20 protein-coding genes are annotated in these 19,310 nt (G+C 64.5%); 9 read left to right on the top strand and 11 right to left on the bottom strand.

The genetic code is table 11. The features are described from left to right. Position 1: 1 nt before the first annotated feature. The 6 genes from mltB to lipA all read left to right on the top strand — a co-directional run bounded on the left by mltB (position 2) and on the right by lipA (position 5,333). A complete protein-coding gene (mltB, locus tag NJH59_RS04235) occupies positions 2 to 1,012 on the top strand; it encodes a lytic murein transglycosylase B (protein WP_043863903.1) in 1,011 nt (336 codons plus the stop codon). Beyond that, complete coding sequence (locus NJH59_RS04230; protein ID WP_043863902.1) at positions 1,012 to 2,013, top strand: septal ring lytic transglycosylase RlpA family protein; 1,002 nt, start codon at positions 1,012 to 1,014, stop codon at positions 2,011 to 2,013. The genes mltB and NJH59_RS04230 overlap by 1 nt, the downstream gene beginning before the upstream one ends. 135 nt (positions 2,014 to 2,148) lie before the next feature. Then, positions 2,149 to 3,309, top strand: coding sequence for a D-alanyl-D-alanine carboxypeptidase family protein (locus tag NJH59_RS04225; protein ID WP_043863901.1), 1,161 nt, complete (start codon positions 2,149 to 2,151; stop codon positions 3,307 to 3,309). 76 nt (positions 3,310 to 3,385) lie between these two features. Continuing rightward, positions 3,386 to 3,661, top strand: coding sequence for a DUF493 domain-containing protein (locus NJH59_RS04220; protein WP_043863900.1), 276 nt, complete (start codon positions 3,386 to 3,388; stop codon positions 3,659 to 3,661). After that, on the top strand, positions 3,661 to 4,308 hold the full coding sequence (gene lipB / locus NJH59_RS04215; RefSeq protein WP_043863899.1) for a lipoyl(octanoyl) transferase LipB: 648 nt from the start codon (positions 3,661 to 3,663) through the stop codon (positions 4,306 to 4,308). Before NJH59_RS04220 ends, lipB begins: the two co-directional genes overlap by 1 nt. A gap of 2 nt (positions 4,309 to 4,310) precedes the next feature. Beyond that, positions 4,311 to 5,333: a lipoyl synthase gene (lipA, locus tag NJH59_RS04210; RefSeq protein ID WP_043863898.1), complete on the top strand. Its 1,023-nt coding sequence runs from the start codon at positions 4,311 to 4,313 to the stop codon at positions 5,331 to 5,333. 136 nt (positions 5,334 to 5,469) lie between these two features. Here the strand turns inward: lipA and NJH59_RS04205 are convergent, their stop codons facing one another. The 5 genes from NJH59_RS04205 to leuS all read right to left on the bottom strand — a co-directional run bounded on the left by NJH59_RS04205 (position 5,470) and on the right by leuS (position 11,497). Further along, positions 5,470 to 6,786 (bottom strand): lytic murein transglycosylase, encoded by a 1,317-nt coding sequence (locus tag NJH59_RS04205; protein ID WP_253086441.1) that lies wholly within the window; start codon positions 6,784 to 6,786, stop codon positions 5,470 to 5,472. A 61-nt stretch (positions 6,787 to 6,847) separates the two neighbouring features. Continuing rightward, the gene (gene arfA / locus NJH59_RS04200; protein WP_054916343.1) at positions 6,848 to 7,012 is read right to left on the bottom strand and encodes an alternative ribosome rescue factor ArfA; all 165 of its coding nucleotides are present in this window, start codon (positions 7,010 to 7,012) and stop codon (positions 6,848 to 6,850) included. Positions 7,013 to 7,149: 137 nt separating this feature from the next. Beyond that, on the bottom strand, positions 7,150 to 8,187 hold the full coding sequence (gene holA / locus NJH59_RS04195) for a DNA polymerase III subunit delta (RefSeq protein WP_253086440.1): 1,038 nt from the start codon (positions 8,185 to 8,187) through the stop codon (positions 7,150 to 7,152). A 39-nt stretch (positions 8,188 to 8,226) separates the two neighbouring features. After that, on the bottom strand, positions 8,227 to 8,832 hold the full coding sequence (gene lptE / locus NJH59_RS04190; protein ID WP_236177045.1) for an LPS assembly lipoprotein LptE: 606 nt from the start codon (positions 8,830 to 8,832) through the stop codon (positions 8,227 to 8,229). A gap of 58 nt (positions 8,833 to 8,890) precedes the next feature. Next, positions 8,891 to 11,497 (bottom strand): leucine--tRNA ligase, encoded by a 2,607-nt coding sequence (gene leuS / locus NJH59_RS04185; RefSeq protein ID WP_054916346.1) that lies wholly within the window; start codon positions 11,495 to 11,497, stop codon positions 8,891 to 8,893. Between the two features lie 237 nt (positions 11,498 to 11,734). Here leuS and NJH59_RS04180 point away from each other — a divergent pair, with 237 nt between their 5' ends. Next, the gene (locus NJH59_RS04180; RefSeq protein WP_043863893.1) at positions 11,735 to 12,052 is read left to right on the top strand and encodes a hypothetical protein; all 318 of its coding nucleotides are present in this window, start codon (positions 11,735 to 11,737) and stop codon (positions 12,050 to 12,052) included. Between the two features lie 134 nt (positions 12,053 to 12,186). Further along, the gene (locus NJH59_RS04175; protein ID WP_116052302.1) at positions 12,187 to 12,948 is read left to right on the top strand and encodes a YdcF family protein; all 762 of its coding nucleotides are present in this window, start codon (positions 12,187 to 12,189) and stop codon (positions 12,946 to 12,948) included. On the opposite strand, the gene lnt is transcribed toward NJH59_RS04175, so the two are convergent. From lnt to miaB, 5 genes are all read right to left on the bottom strand, one after another. Continuing rightward, complete coding sequence (gene lnt / locus NJH59_RS04170) at positions 12,945 to 14,462, bottom strand: apolipoprotein N-acyltransferase (protein WP_043863891.1); 1,518 nt, start codon at positions 14,460 to 14,462, stop codon at positions 12,945 to 12,947. The genes NJH59_RS04175 and lnt overlap by 4 nt on opposite strands. A gap of 8 nt (positions 14,463 to 14,470) precedes the next feature. Continuing rightward, the gene (locus NJH59_RS04165) at positions 14,471 to 15,310 is read right to left on the bottom strand and encodes an HlyC/CorC family transporter (RefSeq protein WP_043863890.1); all 840 of its coding nucleotides are present in this window, start codon (positions 15,308 to 15,310) and stop codon (positions 14,471 to 14,473) included. Positions 15,311 to 15,315: 5 nt separating this feature from the next. After that, positions 15,316 to 15,810, bottom strand: a complete 495-nt coding sequence (ybeY, locus tag NJH59_RS04160) for an rRNA maturation RNase YbeY (RefSeq protein ID WP_043863889.1) — start codon at positions 15,808 to 15,810, stop codon at positions 15,316 to 15,318. Further along, positions 15,803 to 16,804 carry a PhoH family protein gene (locus NJH59_RS04155; RefSeq protein WP_043863888.1) on the bottom strand — a complete coding sequence of 334 codons (1,002 nt, stop codon included), beginning with the start codon at positions 16,802 to 16,804 and terminating at the stop codon, positions 15,803 to 15,805. The genes ybeY and NJH59_RS04155 overlap by 8 nt, the downstream gene beginning before the upstream one ends. Positions 16,805 to 16,926: 122 nt before the next feature. Then, positions 16,927 to 18,255 carry a tRNA (N6-isopentenyl adenosine(37)-C2)-methylthiotransferase MiaB gene (gene miaB, locus NJH59_RS04150; RefSeq protein ID WP_043863887.1) on the bottom strand — a complete coding sequence of 443 codons (1,329 nt, stop codon included), beginning with the start codon at positions 18,253 to 18,255 and terminating at the stop codon, positions 16,927 to 16,929. Positions 18,256 to 18,384: 129 nt separating this feature from the next. Between miaB and NJH59_RS04145 the strand changes: the two genes are divergently transcribed. Then, positions 18,385 to 18,711 carry a DUF1820 family protein gene (locus NJH59_RS04145; RefSeq protein WP_043863886.1) on the top strand — a complete coding sequence of 109 codons (327 nt, stop codon included), beginning with the start codon at positions 18,385 to 18,387 and terminating at the stop codon, positions 18,709 to 18,711. 8 nt (positions 18,712 to 18,719) lie between these two features. Here the strand turns inward: NJH59_RS04145 and NJH59_RS04140 are convergent, their stop codons facing one another. Then, a complete protein-coding gene (locus NJH59_RS04140; RefSeq protein WP_043863885.1) occupies positions 18,720 to 19,268 on the bottom strand; it encodes a tetratricopeptide repeat protein in 549 nt (182 codons plus the stop codon). Positions 19,269 to 19,310: the final 42 nt, after the last annotated feature.

Below are 19,310 nucleotides of genomic sequence, written 5' to 3'. Positions count from 1 at the left end.
AATGCAAGCAATGCGTGGCTGGGTGGCTCGCTGTGCCCCCTGGGTCGGGCTGTTGGGGCTGCTGGCCCCAGGTCAGCAGGCGAGTGCCGCCGATTATGACGGCTCGCCCCAGGTGGCCGAGTTCGTCGGCGAGATGACCCGCGACTACGGCTTTGCCGGCGAGCAACTGATGGCGGTGTTTCGCGAGGCGCAGCGCAAGCAGTCGATCCTGGATGCGATCTCGCGCCCGGCCGAGCGGGTCAAGCCGTGGAAGGAATACCGGCCGATGTTCATCACCGACGCGCGTATCGCCCGCGGTGTGGACTTCTGGCGCCAGCACGAGGCCACCCTGGCGCGCGCCGAAAAGGAATACGGCGTGCCTGCCCAGGTGATCGTGGCGATCATCGGCGTGGAGACCTTCTTTGGCCGCAACACCGGCAATTACCGGGTGATCGACGCGCTGTCGACCCTGGGCTTCGATTACCCGCCGCGGGCCGAGTTCTTCCGCAAGGAGCTGCGCGAGTTCCTGCTGCTGGCCCGCGAAGAGCAGGTCGACCCGCTGACCCTCAAGGGCTCGTACGCCGGCGCCATGGGCCTGCCGCAGTTCATGCCCAGCAGCTTTCGCGCCTATGCCGTGGACTTCGACGGCGACGGCCACATCAATATCTGGACCAACCCGGACGATGCCATCGGCAGCGTGGCCAGCTACTTCAAGCGCCATGGCTGGGTGGCCGGCGAGGGCGTGGTCAGCCGCGCCCAGGTGCGTGGCGAACGTGTCGACGAGGGCCTGAGCCCGGGTATCGAGGCGGTCAAGACCGTCGCGCAGTTGCGGGCACTGGGCTGGTCGAGTCATGATGCGCTGCGCGATGATCTGCCGGTCACCGCCTTCCGGCTCGAAGGCGACAACGGCCCGGAATACTGGCTGGGCCTGAAGAATTTCTACGCGATCACTCGCTACAACCGCAGCGTGATGTACGCCATGGCGGTACATCAACTCTCGGATCAGCTGGTCCAGGCAAGGGGCGCCAGGTAATGCGCGTACTGTTTACTGACACATCTCTCAAACTGATCGGTTGCGCGGCCCTGGGCCTGTTGCTGGTCAGCTGCTCCTCCAGCCGCCCGACGCCGCAAGGTGGCAGCAACGTGGTTCGCGCCAAGCCGGGCCTGGACATCAACCGGGCCCACAAGGACGGCGCGCCGTGGTGGGACGTGGATGTCTCGAAGATCCCCGACGCCACCCCAACGGTGCACACCGGCAACTACAAGGCCAACCCCTACACGGTGCTGGGCAAGACCTACTTCCCGATCCAGGACTCGCGCAATTACCGCGCCGAGGGTACGGCGTCGTGGTACGGCACCAAGTTCCACGGGCAGAACACCGCCAATGGCGAGGTGTACGACCTGTACGGCATGAGTGCGGCGCACAAGACCCTGCCACTGCCGGCCTACGTCAAGGTGACCAACCTGGACAACCAGCGCAGCGTGATCCTGCGGGTCAACGACCGTGGTCCGTTCTATTCGGACCGCATCATCGACCTGTCCTACGCCGCGGCCAAGAAGCTCGGCTACGCCGAAACCGGTACCGCCCGGGTGCGCGTCGAGGGCATCGACCCGCAGCAATGGTGGGCCCAGCGTGGTCAGCAGGCGCCGATGGTGCTCAACCAGCCCCAGGTGGCCCAGACCCAGCCGCTGCCGGCCAGTACCGGCACCGTCGAGCAATGGACCCCGCCGCCGCAGCAGCACGCGGCGGCCGTGGTGCCGGTGCAGGTTGCCAACAACGGCAGCGGGCCGGCCAGCAATGGTCTTTACTTGCAGGTCGGCGCGTTCGCCAACCCGGATGCGGCCGAACTGCTGCGCTCCAAGCTCAGCGGCATGGTCAGCGCGCCGGTGTTCATCAGTTCCATCGTGCGCAACCAGCAGACCCTGCACCGCGTGCGCCTGGGGCCGATCAACAGCCAGGGCGAGGCCCAGCAGATGCAGGACAGCGTGCGCCTGGCCAACCTGGGGCAACCCAAAGTCGTCACGGCAGACTGATCGGGGGGACTGATCGGTTTGTCATGCAGTCGGGCAGAGCAGCCATGTACAATGGCCGTTTTGCTCGCCAGGCCCAGCGCCTGGAATACGTTTTGCCCGCGAGGGCATGAGCCCAATAGCCATTTCGAGAGACGGATGAACATAACCAGCTTTGCCAAACGCCTTTGCCTGCTTGTACCGCTGATGATCGCTCCTGCCGCTTTCGCGGCAGAGCAGATGATGCCGTCGCCGCCGCAACTGGCAGCCAAGTCCTACGTGCTCATGGAAGCCTCCAGCGGCAACATCCTGGTCGAGAACAATGGCGACCAGCGCCTGCCTCCGGCGAGCCTGACCAAGCTGATGACCGCCTACATCGCCACCCTGGACATCCGTCGCGGGCAGATCGGCGAGAACGATCCGGTCACCGTCAGCGAAAACGCCTGGCGTACCGGCGGTTCGCGCATGTTCATCAAGGTCGGCACCCAGGTCAGCGTCAGCGACCTGCTGCACGGCATCATCATCCAGTCCGGCAACGACGCCAGCGTCGCCCTGGCCGAGCACATCGCCGGCAGTGAAGACGCCTTCGCCGACATGATGAACAAGACTGCCACCGACCTGGGCATGAGCAACAGCCACTTCATGAACCCCACCGGCCTGCCGAACCCCGAGCACTACTCCTCGGCGCACGACATGGCGGTGCTGGCACGGGCGATCATCCACGAGGATCCGGCGCACTACGCGATCTACTCGCAAAAGGAATTCTTCTGGAACAACATCAAGCAGCCCAACCGCAACCTGCTGCTGTGGCGCGACAAGACCGTCGACGGCCTGAAGACCGGCCACACCGACGAGGCGGGCTACTGCATGGTGTCCTCGGCAGTACGTGACGGCATGCGCCTGATCGCCGTGGTGTTCGGTACCAACAGCGAGCAATCGCGCGCTGCCGAAACCCAGAAGCTGCTGACCTACGGTTTCCGCTTCTTCGAGACCCAGACCTTCTACCAGAAGGGCACCGAACTGGCCCAGGCGCCGGTGTGGAAGGGCAAGACAGCCCAGGTCAAGGCAGGTCTTGCCGAAGACCTGAGCATGACTTTGCCTAAAGGCCAATTGAAGAAGCTGGCTGCAAGCATGACCATGAACCCGCAGCTGACCGCGCCCATCGCCAAAGGTGACGTGATCGGTAAAGTGGAAGTCAAACTGGATGACAATGTGGTACACAGCGCCGACCTGATCGCGCTGGACGACGTGGAGGAAGGTGGTTTCCTGCGTCGTGCGTGGGATAGCATTCGGCTATTCTTCTACGGGCTGTTCAACTGATATCGTGACCTGCCATGCCCCCGCACACTCACGCGGGGGCATTGTTGTTGCCACGGCTTACGAGGCCGTTACTGCCATGACCGAACCAGACGTCAAGTCGCACAAGATCGAATTCCCCTGCGCCGATTACCCGATCAAGATAATCGGCGACACCGTGGTCCATTTCAGGGACACGGTGATCGAGATTCTCAAGAAATACGCCGAGGTCGACCTCAAGACCCTGGCCGAGCGCCAGAGCAAGGAAGGCAAGTACACCACGGTGCAGCTGCACATCATTGCCACCAGTGAAGACCAGTTGCAGAACATCAACAGTGCCCTGCGCGCGACCGGAATCGTGAAAATGGTGCTCTGATGTCGGCCAGCCTCGGCTTTCGCGACCTCGGCCTGCTGCCTTACACGGCCGTGCTCGAGGCCATGCGTCGGTTCACCGACCAGCGTGGCCCGGGCACGGCCGATGAAGTGTGGCTGGTTGAACACCCGCCGGTGTTCACCCAGGGCCAGGCCGGCAAGGCCGAGCACCTGCTGCTGCCGGGAGATATCCCGGTGGTGCAGACCGACCGCGGTGGCCAGGTGACCTACCATGGACCGGGTCAGCTGGTGGCCTACCTGTTGCTCGATGTACGCCGCCTGGGCTTTGGCGTGCGTGACCTGGTCAGCCGTATGGAGCGCTGCCTGATCGAGCTGCTGGGCAGTTATGGCGTCGAGGCGGCGGCCAAGCCCGACGCGCCTGGCGTCTACGTCGACGGGGCGAAGATCGCCTCCCTCGGCTTGCGCATTCGCAATGGCTGTTCTTTCCATGGCCTTGCCTTGAACGTGGACATGGACCTTGCGCCATTCCGCCGGATTAACCCCTGCGGGTATGCGGGGCTGGCCATGACCCAGCTGCGCGATCAGGCAGGCCCGATCGAACTCACCGAGGTAAGGGCAAGGCTGCGCGGGCAGCTGGTCAAGCACCTCGACTATGCTGAGCAGACGACCCTTGCGGGCGGAATCGACTGAATATGAATACTGTTGTGCAAGAACCGCAGCAAACCCTTATTCCCACTCAGGACGTCAGCGCGCGCCCGGCCCCACGGCCCAAGGTCGAAGCTGGCGTCAAGCTGCGTGGCGCCGAAAAGGTTGCACGTATCCCGGTCAAGATCATCCCGACTGAGGAACTGCCGAAAAAACCTGACTGGATCCGCGTGCGCATCCCGGTGTCGCCGGAAGTCGACCGCATCAAGCAGCTGCTGCGCAAGCACAAGCTGCACAGCGTGTGCGAAGAGGCTTCCTGCCCGAACCTGGGCGAGTGCTTCTCGGGCGGCACCGCCACCTTCATGATCATGGGTGACATCTGCACCCGTCGCTGCCCGTTCTGCGACGTCGGCCACGGCCGGCCCAAAGCGCTGGATGTCGACGAGCCGATGAACCTGGCCGTGGCCATCGCCGACCTGCGCCTGAAGTACGTGGTGATCACCTCGGTGGACCGCGACGACCTGCGTGACGGCGGTGCCCAGCACTTTGCCGACTGCCTGCGCGAGATCCGCAAGCTGTCGCCGGGCGTGCAGCTGGAAACCCTGGTGCCGGACTACCGCGGACGCATGGACGTGGCACTGGCGATCACGGCGCAAGAGCCGCCGGATGTGTTCAACCACAACCTGGAAACCGTGCCGCGCCTGTACAAGGCCGCGCGTCCGGGGTCGGACTACCAGTGGTCGCTGACCCTGCTGCAGAAGTTCAAGGAGCTGGTGCCGCACGTACCGACCAAGTCCGGCCTGATGCTGGGGCTGGGCGAGACCGACGAGGAAGTGATCGAGGTGATGCATCGCATGCGCGAGCACAACATCGACATGCTGACCCTGGGCCAGTACCTGCAGCCATCGCGCAGCCACTTGCCGGTGCAGCGTTTCGTGCACCCGGACACCTTCGCCTGGTTCGCCGAGGAAGGCTACAAGATGGGCTTCAAGAACGTCGCCTCGGGCCCGCTGGTGCGTTCGTCGTACCATGCCGACCAACAGGCGCACGAGGCCAAGATCAAGCTGTGACCGGCGTGTGACTGGCTGAAAAAAGGCCCCCGTACCAGCGATGGTACGGGGGCCTTTTTGTTGATGGCTTCACTGGCTTCTTCGCCGGCAAGGCCGGCTCCTACAGGCTGTGGGAGCCGGCCCTGCTGTCGCGCTGTCAGCGCTTGCGCAGGCTTTCCAGCAACTTGTGCGTCGGGTAGCCATCGGCCGGCCAGCCCTGCGCCTGCTGCGCACTGCGGATGGCCTTGCGCGTGTTGGCGCCGATGATCCCGTCTGCGGTGCCCGCGTCATAATTGTTGGCGCTGAGCAGTTGCTGCAGCTCGATCCGCTCGCTGCGGCTCAGCGGCAGGTCATCCTTGGGCCACGACCCGCGAATGAAGCCCGAGTTGTCGAAGCGTTCCGCCAGCAGGCTTACGGCCAGCGCATAGGACGACGAGTTATTGTACTTGAGGATCGCGCGGAAGTTGTCCAGCACCAGGAATGCCGGGCCACGGGCGCCCGCCGGCAGCAGCAGGGCGGCCGACAGCTGTTCGGTACCAGCCGGGGCACGGGCACCGGCTGGCAGGGTCACACCCAGTTGCTGCCACTCGGCCACGCTCTTGCGCAGGCTGCCATCGGCCAGCCAGTAGTCGAAGCTGCCTGGCACCTGGACTTCGAAGCCCCAGGGCTCGCCACGTTTCCAGCCGGAGCTTTGCAGGTAGTGCGCGGTGGAGGCCAGCGCATCGGCCGAGCTCTTCCAGATGTCGCGGCGACCGTCGCCGTCGAAGTCCACGGCGTGGGTGTTGTAGGTGGTCGGAATGAACTGGGTCTGGCCCATTGCGCCGGCCCACGAACCCAGCATGGCCTCGGGCTGGATATCGCCGTTCTGCAGGATCTGCAGGGCCGCGATCAGCTGCGCCTGGGCAAATGCCGGGCGGCGTCCTTCATAGGCCAGGGTGGCCAGGGAGCGGACCACCGACTTGCTGCCCTGGAACTGGCCGAAGTTGCTCTCCATGCCCCATACCGACACCAGTACGCTGCGGTCCACGCCATAGCGTTGCTCCAGCTGGCTGAGCAGGACGGCATGCTGGTCGAGCAGCTTCTTGCCGTTGCGAACGCGCAGGGGCGACAGCGCGCCCTCGAGGTATTCCCACACCGGCCGGGTGAATTCGGGTTGGCTGCGGTCGGCCTTGATCACGTCCATGTCGGGGGTGATGCCGATGAACGCGCGGTCGAAGGTGGCCGGGGTGATGCCGGCCTGCAGGGCCTGCTGACGAAAGCCGGCTTGCCATTGGGCAAAGGTCTGCAGGGGCTGGATTTCCGGGCTGGCGTCGGTGTTCGGGGTGGGCAGGGTGACCACCGGGGCAGGTTGCGCGGGAGCCAGGGGCAGGGTGTCGGCGACGGTAGGTTGCTCGGCACAGGCGACGAGCAGGATAAGGCTGGAAGCTGCGGTCAGCTGGCGAAGTTGCCGGCGACGGGAGGGGCATAAGGGCATGCATGGGTCCAGGTATTTCAGGTCAGGTGACGACCATATCATGCCTGTGGGTTTCTTGCTTTCATGCGGCCAAAAAGTGAGAAGCCTCCCAATCTCTCGATTGGAAGGCTTCGCGGCGGTAGCTGCCTTTGCCTTTGCCGGCGGGTTCCTGACGGCTGCGGAACAAGGGCTGGGCGATGATCGATTTGGCCTTGTTGGGCCGGTGCTTTGCGGGCTTTTTGCTCATGGCAGAGGTCCTGCTCAGATGGGTGTGGGCGCAATATAGGCGCTGAACCCCTCGCAGGCAAGGGCAGAGCCGGCATTGCCGGCGATGGGTTGCGCAGCGGCCCCCGGAAGCTTCGCCGGTGCTGACCGTCAGGGGGGTTACTCGGCAGGCAATGCCAGCCGCTGACCTGCCATCAACAGCGACAGCCGCGACAGGCTCACCCAGGGCGAGCCCTGGGCCTGGCCCTTTATTTGCGCATCGATGCGCTGGGCATCCTGCAGCAGCTGCGCCCAGCGTTGCGCCGAGTAACGCTGCAGGGCCTTGCTCATCAACGGCTTGCGCTTGTCCCACACTGGCGGGCGAGCCTGGCTGAACGCCTTGTCCAGCGGCACGCCCTGGGCGAACTGCTGGGCCAGGCCGGCCAGTACACGCAGCTCGCGCGCCAGTGCCCAGAGGATCACCGGTGGCTCGACCCCTTCGCCGCGCAGCCCCTCGAGCATGCGCAGCGCATGCGCGGCCTCGCCGTTGAGGATCGCATCGACCAGGCCAAACACGTCGAAACGTGCACTGTCGGCCACTGCTGCCTGCACGGTTTCCACGGTGATCGTGTTGCCGTCGGCCAGCAGCTTGAGCTTTTCGATCTCCTGCGCTGCGGCCAGCAGGTTGCCTTCGACCCGTGCGGCGATCAGCTCCACCGCATCACGCTGGGCCGAGAGCCCGGCCTGGGCCAGGCGCTGGTTGATCCATTGCGGCAGCTGCTGGGTGTCGACCGGCCAGATCTGCACGAACTGCACCTGCTGGCCTTCGATCAGGGCCTTGCCCCACTTGGTCTTCTGCGCGCTGCCATCAAGTTTGGGCAGGCTGACCAGCAGCAGGGTGTCGTCGGCCGGGCGCACACAGTATTCGATCAGTGCCGCCGCGCCCTTGTCGCCGGGCTTGCCCGATGGCAGGCGCAGCTCCAGCACACGCTTTTGCGCGAACAGCGACAGGCTGGCACCGGCCTGCAGCAGGGTGCCCCAGTCGAAGTTGGCGTCGGCGCTGAACACCTGGCGTTCGTCGAACCCTTGCTGGCGAGCCGCCAGGCGCACCGCATCGGCGGCTTCCTGGCACAGCAATGGGTCGTCGCCACTGATCACGTAGACCGGTGCGAGGTTGCCTTGCAGGTGTTTGGGCAGTTGGGCAGGTGTGAGCTTCATAGGACAGATAGACGGGGCGCCGAAGCGCCCCGTTCAGGCTCAGTTGGCCGGCAGTTCCAGCGGCGATTGCTGGGGGGTTGCATCCTGGGCACGGCGTGCAGCTTCAAGCGCCTGGGCTTCGGCCTTGGCCCGCTCATCGGCCTGCTGTTGCAGGCTTTCGAGCTGCTCGGGGGTCAGTTGCTGCAGGCGCAGCACCATGCGCTGTACCAGCTCGCGACGAATCTCGTCACGGATCTGGCCCGCTTCCTGATCGGAACCGGTCAGGTTGTTGCTGTCGTGCACGTAGACCTTCTGCACTTCGATCTTGTCGTTCAGCAGGCTCAGGTTGTCCAGGCCCTTGATTTCGTAGCTAAGCTCGGTGGTCAGCTCGTACTCCACCGAACGGCCGGCGCCGGCATAGCTGGCCGCGCGCTGGTTTTCCTGTTCGTTGGTCAGGATCAGCTTGTACGGCGCACCTGTGTGCACGTTGACGCCGCTGGTTTGCAGTACCTGGCGCAGCTGGGTCACGGTTTCGCCATAGGCGTTGCGCGCGCTCAGGTCGAGTTCCTTGAGGCTCAGCTCGGTGACACCTGTGCCGCGCAGCTGGAAACCGCAGGCGCTGAGCAGGACCGCCAGGCCCATCACCAGCAGATTGCGTTTGATCATCTTGTTGCTCCCTTGAACCTTGTAGGCGATGCGGGCGCCATCAAGGCGCCCGTTGCTCTCAGTTGGCGACGATATTGACCAGCTTGCCAGGTACCACGATGACCTTGCGGATGCTCAGGCCTTCGGTGAAACGCAGCACGTTCTCGTTGCTGCGCGCGGCGGCCTCGATTTCTTCACGGCTGGCGCCGGCCGGCATTTCGATGTGCCCGCGCAGCTTGCCGTTGACCTGGATGACCAGTTCGAGGGTGTCCTGCACCAGCGCGCTTTCGTCGACCGCCGGCCAGCCGGCATCGATGATGGCCTGGGTGTGGCCCAGACGCTGCCACAGCTCGTGGCTGATGTGCGGGGTGATCGGCGCCAGTATCAGGGCCACGGTCTCCAGGCCTTCCTGGATCAGTGCACGGTCCAGGTCGGTGGCTTGCGAGGCCTTTTCCAGCACGTTCATCAGGGTCATCACCTGGGCGATGGCGGTGTTGAACTTGTTGTGCTGGCCCACGTCGATGCTGGCCTGGCGGATCGCCGAATGGGTGGCACGGCGTACCAGCTTCTGTGCGTCGTTCAGGTTGCCCAGCTCCAGCTTGCCCGGCAGGCCCTGGCCGACGTGGGCCTGGGCCAGGCGCCAGACGCGGCGCAGGAAGCGGTTGGCACCCTCGACGCCGGAGTCGGACCATTCCAGGCTCATGTCGGGCGGCGAAGCGAACATCATGAACAGACGGCAGGTGTCGGCACCGTAGGCTTCGATCATCGATTGCGGGTCGACGCCGTTGTTCTTGGACTTGGACATCTTCTCGGTGCCACCGATGATCACCGGCAGGCCGTCGGTCTTCAGGCGCGCACTGATGGCCTTGCCCTTGGCATCCAGCTCGACTTCGACGTCGGCCGGGTTGAACCAGTCCTGGCCGCCGTTGCTGGCGACACGGTAGTAGGTGTCGGCCACGACCATGCCCTGGGTCAGCAGGTTCTTGAACGGCTCGTTGGAGGTGACCAGCCCTTCGTCGCGCATCAGCTTGTGGAAGAAGCGTGCATACAGCAGGTGCAGGATCGCGTGCTCGATACCGCCGATGTATTGATCGACCGGCAGCCAGTGGTTGGCCGCTTTGGGGTCGACCAGGCCCTGGTCGTAGTTGGGCGAGGCATAACGGGCGAAGTACCAGGACGACTCGACGAAGGTGTCCATGGTGTCGGTTTCGCGCTTGGCCGGCTGGCCGCATTTCGGGCAGCTGCATTCGTAGAATTCAGGCAGGCGCGCCAGCGGCGAGCCGGCGCCGTCCGGAACCACGTTCTCCGGCAGGATGACCGGCAGTTGGTCTTCCGGCACCGGTACGTCGCCACAGGCGTCGCAATGGATGATCGGGATCGGGCAGCCCCAGTAGCGCTGGCGGCTGATGCCCCAGTCGCGCAGGCGGAACTGGGTGCGAGATTGGCCCAGGCCCTTGGTGATCAGGGCGGCTTCGATGGCATCGAAGGCGCCAGGGAAGTCCAGGCCGTCGAACGCGCCGGAGTTGATCAGCTGGCCGTGCTCGTTGTAGGCGGCCTGCCATTCGCTGCCCACTTGATCGCCGGCACTGGTGCGCACCACGGTCTTGATCGGCAGCTTGTACTTGGTGGCGAACTCGAAGTCGCGTTCGTCGTGGGCCGGTACGGCCATGACTGCGCCGTCGCCGTAGTGCATCAGCACGTAGTTGGCGACCCACACCGGGAGCTTCTCGCCGGTCAGCGGGTGCTCGACCAGCAGCGAAGTGGCCAGGCCCTTCTTCTCCTGGGTGGCGACGTCGGCTTCGGCAACGCTGCCGCTCTTGCACTCGTCGATGAACGCCTGCAGCTCAGGGTTGCCCTTGGCTGCGAGGGTCGCCAGCGGGTGCTCTGCGGCCACTGCCACGTAGGTGGCGCCCATCAGGGTGTCGGGGCGGGTGGTGAAGACTTTCAGCGTGCCCGCTTCGCCGATGCTGGCCTGGTCGTAGGGGAACTGCACTTCCATGCCGCGCGACTTGCCGATCCAGTTGCGCTGCATGGTCTTGACCTGTTCAGGCCAGCCCGGCAGCTCGTCGAGGCTTTCCAGCAGCTCGTCGGCGTAGGCGGTGATCTTGAAGTAGTACATCGGGATTTCGCGCTTTTCGATCAGCGCGCCGGAACGCCAGCCACGGCCGTCGATGACCTGCTCGTTGGCCAGTACGGTCTGGTCGGCCGGGTCCCAGTTCACGGTGCCGTTCTTGCGGTAGATCACGCCCTTTTCGAACAGGCGGGTGAACAGCCACTGCTCCCAGCGGTAGTAGTCCGGCTTGCAGGTGGTGATCTCGCGGGTCCAGTCGATCGCCAGGCCCAGGCTCTTTAGCTGGGTCTTCATGTAATCGATGTTTTCGTAGGTCCACTTGGCCGGTGCCACGTTGTTCTTCATCGCGGCGTTTTCCGCCGGCATGCCGAAGGCGTCCCAGCCCATTGGCTGCAGGACGTTCTTGCCGAGCATGCGCTGGTAGCGCGCGATCACGTCGCCGATGGTGTAGTTGCGCACGTGCCCCATGTGTAGCTTGCCGCTTGGGTAAGGGAACATCGACAGGCAGTAGTAGGTGTCCTTGCCTGGCTGTTCACTGACGTCAAAAGAGTGGTGCTCGTTCCAGTAAGACTGGGCGGCGGCTTCGATTTCGCGGGGCTGATAGAGTTCGTGCATGGCTACTTTGCGCTGAGAAATGGGAGACCTTATCCAGGCTGGTTCAAAACCGTTGTGCCCGGCAATCCGGTGTCAAGAGTGAACGCCGTAGCATACATGACCCCCGTCCATCGTGGGAAACCCTGATTGCACCGGATCGGCCGGCGTTCCGTTGGTCGCGGCAACGGGCTGGTTTTGGGAGTGCCGCTAAGCTGACGTGTGGGGGGAGATGAATCTTATCTTCAATGAGGTGAACGGATGGGAGAGTCGCAGCTGGAACCACTGAAGCCGGAGATTTACGAGCGGTTGCTCGATCGCCTGGGGCTTGCCCTGGATGTTGCCCGTACGGCCGCTCGATTGCGTGATGAAATGCCTGCCGAACTGGAACTGCGTGGCCTGAGCCGCGCCGAATTCGACGTGATCAGGGCCTATCTGGCGTCGTTGCCGGAGGGTGCGCCGGGTCGTGCCGAGGCGATGCAGCAAGCGCAGCCGCCGTCCAGGGCCAAGGTCGTCTGGCTCAAGCAGGCGGCGCGTTCCACCCACACGGCAAAGCCCGGAAAGCTGCACTGCAAATAGATAGGCAGTTGCCGGGCACAATCAGGCGCAGGCGGAGTGCGCCACTGGCACCATGATTCCCATTGATCGGCGCCTGGCGGCATTGTTGCCAGGCGCCGTTTGTCTGTAGCCTTGGGCATCCATGGAGGTGCCTGATGCCATTTCGCTATTTCATCAAACAACTGATTCTGCCGCCCGGCGTGCTGCTGTTGCTGCTGCTGGCAGCGTGGTGGCTGCGCCGGTCCTGGCCGCGTACCTCGCTATTGTGTTTCATCGCCGGCCTGGGCGGGCTGTGGCTGATGAGCCTGCCGGTGGTGGTGGAGTTCACGGCGCGCCAGCTGGAGCGTGTGCCGCCGCTTGCGCCGCAGCATTGGCAGGCGCTGGCCGGGCAGGCCGACGCGATCGTGGTGTTGGGCGCCGGGCGCGAGCGCGGTGATCCGGCCTGGGGTGGCGCCGACCAGCCCACCGGCGTGGCACTGGAGCGCATGCGCTACGCGGCGCAACTGGCCAAGGCCAGCGGCCTGCCGCTGTTGACCAGCGGTGGGCTGCACTACGGTACGCCGCCGAGCGAGGCGCGATTGATGGCCGATTCGTTGCAGCGCGATTTCGACGTGCCGGTACGCTGGCTCGAAGAGCAGAGCCGTACCACCTGGGAGAACGCCCAGATGAGCGCCGCGCTGCTGTTGCCGCAGGGCGTGAAGCGTGTGGTGGTGGTCACCCAGGCCTGGCACATGCCGCGTGCGGTGTGGAGTTTCGAACAGGCGGGGTTCGACGTGGTGGCGGCGCCGGTTGGCTATCTGGGGCATGCCTATGCACGCCCGTTCGGCGGCTGGATGCCCGAGAGCCGCGCCATGTGGCAGAGCGGCCAACTGCTCAACGAAGCAGTCGGCCTGCTGGGTTATCGCCTGTTCTACTAGACCGTCTTGGCAATGCGGCTGGCCAGCAGGGCCCAGCCGAACAGGCCCAGGCACAGGAGGGTCAGCGGCCAGGAGCGCCAGTGCAGGTAGGGCGTGAGTTTCTGCATCGGCACCACTTCACCGTAGAGGATGCCGCGTTCGAACTGCGGAATCTGCGCGGTGATCTTGCCGAACGGGTCGATCAGGCCGGTGACGCCGTTGTTGGTGGCGCGGATCATCCAGCGCCCGGCTTCCAGCGCGCGCATCTGCGCCATCTGCAGGTGCTGGATGGGGCCGATCGACTTGCCGAACCAGGTGTCATTGCTGATGGTCAGCAGGATGTCGCTCTTGGCGGCAAGGCTGGCGGCCAGTTCCGGGTAGACCACTTCGTAGCAGATCATCGGCGCCAGGTGGTAGCCCTTGGCCTGCAGCATGGCCTGGTCTTCGGGGCCGCGAGCGAAGTCCGACATCGGCAGGTCGAAGAAGGCGATCAGGCCACGCAGCATGTCCTGCAGGGGCACGTACTCGCCAAAGGGCACCAGCTTCTGCTTGAGGTAGGTGCCGTCACCCTCGCCGACCACGGTGATGCCGTTGTAGTAGCGTCGCTGCTGGTGCACCACCTCACGTACCGGCACACCCGTGATCAGCGCCGAATGCCGGTCAGTGGCGAAGCTGCCCATCATGTCCAGGTAGCCCTGGGCCTGCTCCTTGAGCACCGGCACTGCGGTTTCGGGCCACACGATCAGGTCCACGGGCCGGGAACTGAAGCTCATGTCGCGGTACAGCGCCAGTTGCCGGTTGAGCTGCTCGGGGTCCCACTTCAGTTCCTGCTCGATGTTGCCCTGGATTGCCGCGACCTTCAGCGGCTCGCCCGAAGGCACGGTCCAGGCATGGCCCTTGAGCGCCAGGCCGATGATCCACGGGGCGAACAGCAGCAGTGCGCCGATGGCCATGAAGCCCTTGCGCTCGCGCAGGCGATGCAGGTTGCACAGCAGGGCGGCGGTCAGGGCCAGGGTGAAGGACACCAGCCACATGCCGCCCAGCGGGGCCAGGCCCGCCAGCGGACCGTCCAGCTGACTGTAGCCGGCATAGAGCCACGGGAAACCGGTGAGAAACCAGCCGCGGAACGCCTCCTGGCCCACCCACAGGGCGGCAAAGCACAGGGCGTCGGCCAGCGGTGCTTCAGGGCGGCGCAGCCAGCGCGCCCACAGCCAGGCCGGCAGGGCGAAAAACCACGCGATGGCGGCGAAGAACAGCAGCATCAGGCCGCCGGCCAGCAGCGCCGAGGCGCCGCCGTAGTCGTGGATGCTGACGTAGATCCACCAGGTGCCAGCACCGAACAGGCCGAAGCCGTAGCACCAGCCGCGCCACAGCGCCTGGCGCGGGCTCAGCTCGCGCAGGCCCAGGTAGAACAGCGCCAGCGACAGCAGCGACAGCGACCAGATGTCGAATGGGGCCAGGCTCAGCGGGGTGAGGGCGCCGGCCGCCACGGCCAGCAGGTTACCGGGCCAGCCGGGGCGGGTGATCCAGCGCATGGTTGTCCTTAACGGGTGATGGGGGTCAGGCGCAGCAGGTGAATCCGGCGGCTGTCGGCATTGAGGATGCGAAAGCGGTACGGGCCGATCTCGGTGGTTTCGTTGCGCTTGGGCAGGTGGCCGAAGGCGCTCATGACCAGGCCGCCGACGGTGTCGAACTCGTCGTCGGAGAACTCGCTGTCGAAGAATGCATTGAAGTTCTCGATCGGCGTCAGGGCCTTGATCAGGAAGTCGCCGCTGGGCAGCGGCTTGATGTAGCTGTCTTCCTCGACGTCATGCTCGTCCTCGATGTCGCCGACGATCTGCTCCAGCACGTCCTCGATGGTCACCAGGCCCGCCACGCCGCCGTATTCGTCGATGACGATGGCCATGTGGTTGTGGTTGGCGCGAAACTCGCGCAGCAGCACGTTCAGGCGCTTGGACTCGGGCACGAAGGTGGCCGGGCGCAGCAGGTCCTTGATGTTGAAGCTGTCGCCGTTCTCCTTGAGGATCAGCGGCAACAGGTCCTTGGCCAGCAATACGCCAAGCACGTCGTCGTGGCTCTCGCCGACCACCGGGTAGCGCGAATGCGCGGCGTCGATCACTGCCGGCAGGAACTCGCGCGGGGTCTGCGACGCCTTGATGCTGATCATCTGCGAGCGCGGCACCATGATGTCGCGCACCTGCAGGTCGGCGACCTGGATCGCACCTTCGACGATGGTCAGGGCCTCGCTGTCGAGCAGCTTGTTCTGGTGCGCTTCGCGCAGCAGCTCGAGGAGCTCCTGGCGGTTTTTCGGCTCATGGGCAAAAGCCTGGGTCAGTTTGCCCAGCCAGGACTTTTGCCCGTTGCTCGATCGATCTTCGCTCATGGCGGTTACTCGTGATCCTTGCAGATATCAGTGTGGGGTGCGTCGTGTTCGTCGTCGGCGTACGGGTCGGGGTGACCCAGTTCGGCAAGCAACGTTCGTTCCAGTGCTTCCATTTCCTCGGCCTCATCGTCGTCGATGTGGTCGTAGCCCAGCAGGTGCAGGCAACCGTGGATGACCAGGTGGGCCCAGTGGGCTTCGAGGGCTTTGCCCTGCTCGGCGGCCTCGCGCTCCACCACCGCCACGCAGATCACCAGGTCGCCCAGCAGCGGGATGTCGAGCAGGTCGTCGGGCACATCGGCCGGGAAGGACAGCACGTTGGTGGCGTAGTCCTTGTGCCGCCAGGTGTGGTTCAGCTCGCGACCTTCGGCTTCGTCGACCAGGCGGATGGTCAGTTCAGAATCGGCACTGCGCTGGCGCAGGGCCAGGGCGCACCATTGGCGGAACTGTTCTTCACTCGGGGCGCTTGCCTGGGTGGCCAGTTGCAGATCGAGCTCAAGCATCGTGCGGTTTGCCTTCGGTCGGGCCCGCCTGTGCATTCTCGAAGCGCTCGTAGGCTTCGACGATGCGCTGGACCAACGGGTGGCGCACGACGTCCTTGGGCTGGAAATGGGTGAAGCTGATGCCCGGCACGTCCTTGAGCACGCTGATGACGTGGGCCAGGCCCGACTTGGTGCCGCGCGGCAGGTCGACCTGGGTGATGTCACCGGTGATCACGGCAGTGGAACCGAAGCCGATACGGGTGAGGAACATCTTCATCTGCTCGACGGTGGTGTTCTGGCTCTCGTCGAGGATGATGAAGCTGTTGTTCAGGGTGCGGCCGCGCATGTAGGCAAGCGGAGCGATCTCGATCACCTGGCGTTCGATCAGCTTGGCCACGTGTTCGAAGCCGAGCATCTCGTACAGGGCGTCGTACAGCGGGCGCAGGTACGGGTCGATCTTCTGGGCCAGGTCGCCGGGCAGGAAGCCGAGCTTCTCGCCGGCCTCGACTGCCGGGCGTACCAGCAGGATGCGACGCACCTGTTCACGCTCCAGCGCGTCGACCGCGCAGGCCACGGCCAGGTAGGTCTTGCCGGTACCGGCAGGGCCGATACCGAAGTTGATGTCGTTGCCGAGGATTTCCTTCACGTAGCGCTGCTGGTTGAGCCCGCGCGGGCGAATCATGCCCTTGCGCGTGCGCAGCGAAACGCTGACTTCGTTGACCGCCGGGTTCTCCAGCGCTTCAACGGCCGATTCCTGCAGGAACAGGTGGACCATTTCCGGGGACAGCTCGGTGGCCTTGGTCTCGCGATAGAGACGGCGCAGCAGCTGTTCGGCAGAGGAGGTCAGTTTGGGTTCGCCGATCAGTTCGAACTGATTGCCGCGGTTGCGGATCTCGATGGCCAGGCGCTGTTCGATCAGGCGCAGGTGCTCGTCGAACTGCCCGCACAGGTTGGCGAAGCGATGAGCCTCGAAGGGCTCGAGGATGAAGCGATGAGGTTCTATGGGTGCGTTCAAGGTCGTTTTTAGCCGCCCTACGGCAATTTGGATGAATTCAAGGATAACCCCACCCGCGCTACGGTGAAAGCGCTGAAACGATCAAGGGTCGCCGGGCCGCTCGTCGGGCCCGGCGCAGGCCCTTATTGCACCAGCGAACCGAACAGCGAATGTGGCCGTGCATCGTCGATATGGATGTCGACGAACTGGCCGATCAGCGTGGGATTGTCGCAGCGGAAGTTGACGATACGGTTATTCTCCGTGCGCCCCTGCAACTGCCCCGGATCGCGTCGCGAATAGTCGGTTACCAGGATGCGCTGCAGGGTGCCGACCATCTGTCGGCTGATCTCGAAGCCCTGGTGGTCCAGGCGGTGCTGCAGTGCAGCCAGGCGTTCCTTCTTCAGCGCCTCGGGGGTGTCGTCCGGCAGGTCGGAGGCCGGGGTGCCCGGACGCGGGCTGTAGATGAACGAGTAGGAGAAGTCGAAGCCGACCTCGGCCACCAGCTTCATGGTGTTCTCGAAGTCTTTCTCGGTTTCGCCGGGGAAGCCGATGATGAAGTCGGAACTGATGCAGATGCCCGGTACCGCCGCCTTGAGCTTGCGCAGCTTGGACTTGTACTCCAGCACCGTGTGCCCGCGCTTCATCGCCGCCAGCACGCGGTCCGAGCCCGACTGCACCGGCAGGTGCAGGTGCTTGACCAGCTCCGGCACCTCGGCGTGCGCCTGGATCAGGCTGTCGGAGAACTCCAGCGGGTGCGAAGTGGTGTAGCGGATGCGGTCGATGCCGTCGACGGCCGCCACCACCCGGATCAGCTCGGCGAGATCGGCCACGCGACCGTCGTGGGTCTGGCCCCGGTAGCCGTTGACGTTCTGGCCCAGCAGGGTGACTTCACGCACGCCGTTCTCGGCCAGGTGGATGATCTCGGCCAGCACGTCGTCGAACGGGCGGCTGACCTCTTCGCCGCGGGTATAGGGCACCACGCAGAAGGTACAGTACTTGCTGCAGCCTTCCATCACCGACACGTAGGCGGTGGGGCCGTCGATACGCGGTTCGGGCAGGTGGTCGAACTTCTCGATCTCGGGGAACGACACGTCGACTTGCGGCAGGCGCGTGGTGCGCGCCGCGTCGATCATCTCGGGCAGGCGGTGCAGGGTCTGCGGGCCGAACACCACGTCGACATAGGGCGCGCGCTTGCGGATCGAATCACCTTCCTGGCTGGCCACGCAACCGCCCACGGCGATCACCATGTCGGGCTTGGCGTCCTTGAGCTCGCGCCAGCGGCCGAGCTGGGAGTAGACGCGGTCCTGGGCCCGTTCGCGGATCGAGCAGGTGTTGAGCAGGATGACGTCGGCGTCTTCGGCCCGCTCGGTCACCTCCAGCGCTTGATGTTCACCCAGCAGGTCGACCATGCGCGAGCTGTCATACTCGTTCATCTGGCAGCCATGGGTTTCGATATAGAGCTTCTTGGCCATGCGTGATCATCAGGTGATTCAAAGAACCGCGCATTATAGGGCGCGTGGTCGAGGGTTCCTAGCGCTGTCGTTCGGGCGGCTATGTTATAGTTTGCGGCTTATTTCCCCCTGTGACTGTTCCAGCCCCCAATGACCAAACGCGAAGCTCCCATCTACAAAGTCATCTTTCTCAACCAGGGCCAGGTGTTCGAGATGTACGCCAAACAGATCTACCAGAGTGACCTGTGGGGTTTTCTGGAGATCGAGGAATTCGTGTTTGGCGAGCGCACTCAGGTCGTGGTCGACCCGAGCGAGGAGAAGCTCAAGGCTCAGTTCGAGGGTGTGGTGCGCAGCTTCGTGCCCATGCATTCGATCGTGCGCATCGACGAGGTCGAGCGCCTGGGCACGCCGAAGGTCAGTGAAGCCCGTGGCGTCAGCAACGTGATGCCGTTCCCGATGCCGATGCCCGAGAAGTAACGGCTGCGTTACGGAAGGGGTGCGAAGGGGGTGCGACCGTCGACGGTCTGCAGCTCCAGCAGGTACTTGCGAAAGATCTGGCCGAGTACCTGTGTGGCCATCTCCAGTTCGTCGCGCTGCATTTTTGCCGACACTTCGTCGGCCATGTCCAGCGCGTCTTCAGCGCCGTTCACCGCGGCCATCTTCAGCACGATATAGGCCTGCACGTTGTTGGCAGCGACGCCTTCGCCGCGAAAGAACATGCTGCCCAGGCGATATTGCGCTTCGGCGTGGCCTTGCAGCGAGGCCTGCTCGAAATAGTTGAGTGCCTTGTTCAGGTCTTGCGGGGCGTTCTTGCCGTCGTAATAGAACTCGCCCAGCTCGTACTGCGCCTGTGCGTCGCCGGACTGCGCGGCCTGCTGGCAGCTGGCCAGGGCCTGTTGCAGTTCGTCGGCAGGCGTATTGAGGGTGCAGCGGCCTGCTGCCGGGATCAGCAACGAGTTACCGCCTGCGGTGGCCAGCAGGGGCTGAAGTAGCAACAGGCAGCCCAGTGCGAGGGCGCGGCCGGCGCGGTTCATGGTGATCGACTTACCTCTGCAAAGCTGCGGCCAATGTGTCTG

It is taken from the genome of Pseudomonas sp. VE 267-6A (genome assembly GCF_024126555.1).
Classification (GTDB): Bacteria; Pseudomonadota; Gammaproteobacteria; order Pseudomonadales; family Pseudomonadaceae; genus Aquipseudomonas; species Aquipseudomonas palmensis.
The sequence above is the reverse complement of the archived record's forward strand: the minus strand, read 5'-3'. Positions and strand labels throughout refer to the sequence as shown.

Bases quoted from the DNA above. Each gene is read 5' to 3' on its own strand.
- NJH59_RS04205 (WP_253086441.1), bottom strand. From the start codon at position 6,786: ATGCCCTTATGCCCCTCCCGTCGCCGGCAACTTCGCCAGCTGACCGCA.
- leuS (WP_054916346.1), bottom strand. From the start codon at position 11,497: ATGCACGAACTCTATCAGCCCCGCGAAATCGAAGCCGCCGCCCAGTCT.
- NJH59_RS04230 (WP_043863902.1), top strand. From the start codon at position 1,012: ATGCGCGTACTGTTTACTGACACATCTCTCAAACTGATCGGTTGCGCG.
- NJH59_RS04220 (WP_043863900.1), top strand. From the start codon at position 3,386: ATGACCGAACCAGACGTCAAGTCGCACAAGATCGAATTCCCCTGCGCC.
- NJH59_RS04145 (WP_043863886.1), top strand. From the start codon at position 18,385: ATGACCAAACGCGAAGCTCCCATCTACAAAGTCATCTTTCTCAACCAG.
- mltB (WP_043863903.1), top strand. From the start codon at position 2: ATGCAAGCAATGCGTGGCTGGGTGGCTCGCTGTGCCCCCTGGGTCGGG.
- NJH59_RS04175 (WP_116052302.1), top strand. From the start codon at position 12,187: ATGCCATTTCGCTATTTCATCAAACAACTGATTCTGCCGCCCGGCGTG.
- lipA (WP_043863898.1), top strand. From the start codon at position 4,311: ATGAATACTGTTGTGCAAGAACCGCAGCAAACCCTTATTCCCACTCAG.
- lipB (WP_043863899.1), top strand. From the start codon at position 3,661: ATGTCGGCCAGCCTCGGCTTTCGCGACCTCGGCCTGCTGCCTTACACG.
- holA (WP_253086440.1), bottom strand. From the start codon at position 8,187: ATGAAGCTCACACCTGCCCAACTGCCCAAACACCTGCAAGGCAACCTC.
- NJH59_RS04225 (WP_043863901.1), top strand. From the start codon at position 2,149: ATGAACATAACCAGCTTTGCCAAACGCCTTTGCCTGCTTGTACCGCTG.
- ybeY (WP_043863889.1), bottom strand. From the start codon at position 15,810: ATGCTTGAGCTCGATCTGCAACTGGCCACCCAGGCAAGCGCCCCGAGT.
- NJH59_RS04180 (WP_043863893.1), top strand. From the start codon at position 11,735: ATGGGAGAGTCGCAGCTGGAACCACTGAAGCCGGAGATTTACGAGCGG.
- arfA (WP_054916343.1), bottom strand. From the start codon at position 7,012: ATGAGCAAAAAGCCCGCAAAGCACCGGCCCAACAAGGCCAAATCGATC.
- NJH59_RS04140 (WP_043863885.1), bottom strand. From the start codon at position 19,268: ATGAACCGCGCCGGCCGCGCCCTCGCACTGGGCTGCCTGTTGCTACTT.
- lptE (WP_236177045.1), bottom strand. From the start codon at position 8,832: ATGATCAAACGCAATCTGCTGGTGATGGGCCTGGCGGTCCTGCTCAGC.
- NJH59_RS04165 (WP_043863890.1), bottom strand. From the start codon at position 15,310: ATGAGCGAAGATCGATCGAGCAACGGGCAAAAGTCCTGGCTGGGCAAA.
- miaB (WP_043863887.1), bottom strand. From the start codon at position 18,255: ATGGCCAAGAAGCTCTATATCGAAACCCATGGCTGCCAGATGAACGAG.
- lnt (WP_043863891.1), bottom strand. From the start codon at position 14,462: ATGCGCTGGATCACCCGCCCCGGCTGGCCCGGTAACCTGCTGGCCGTG.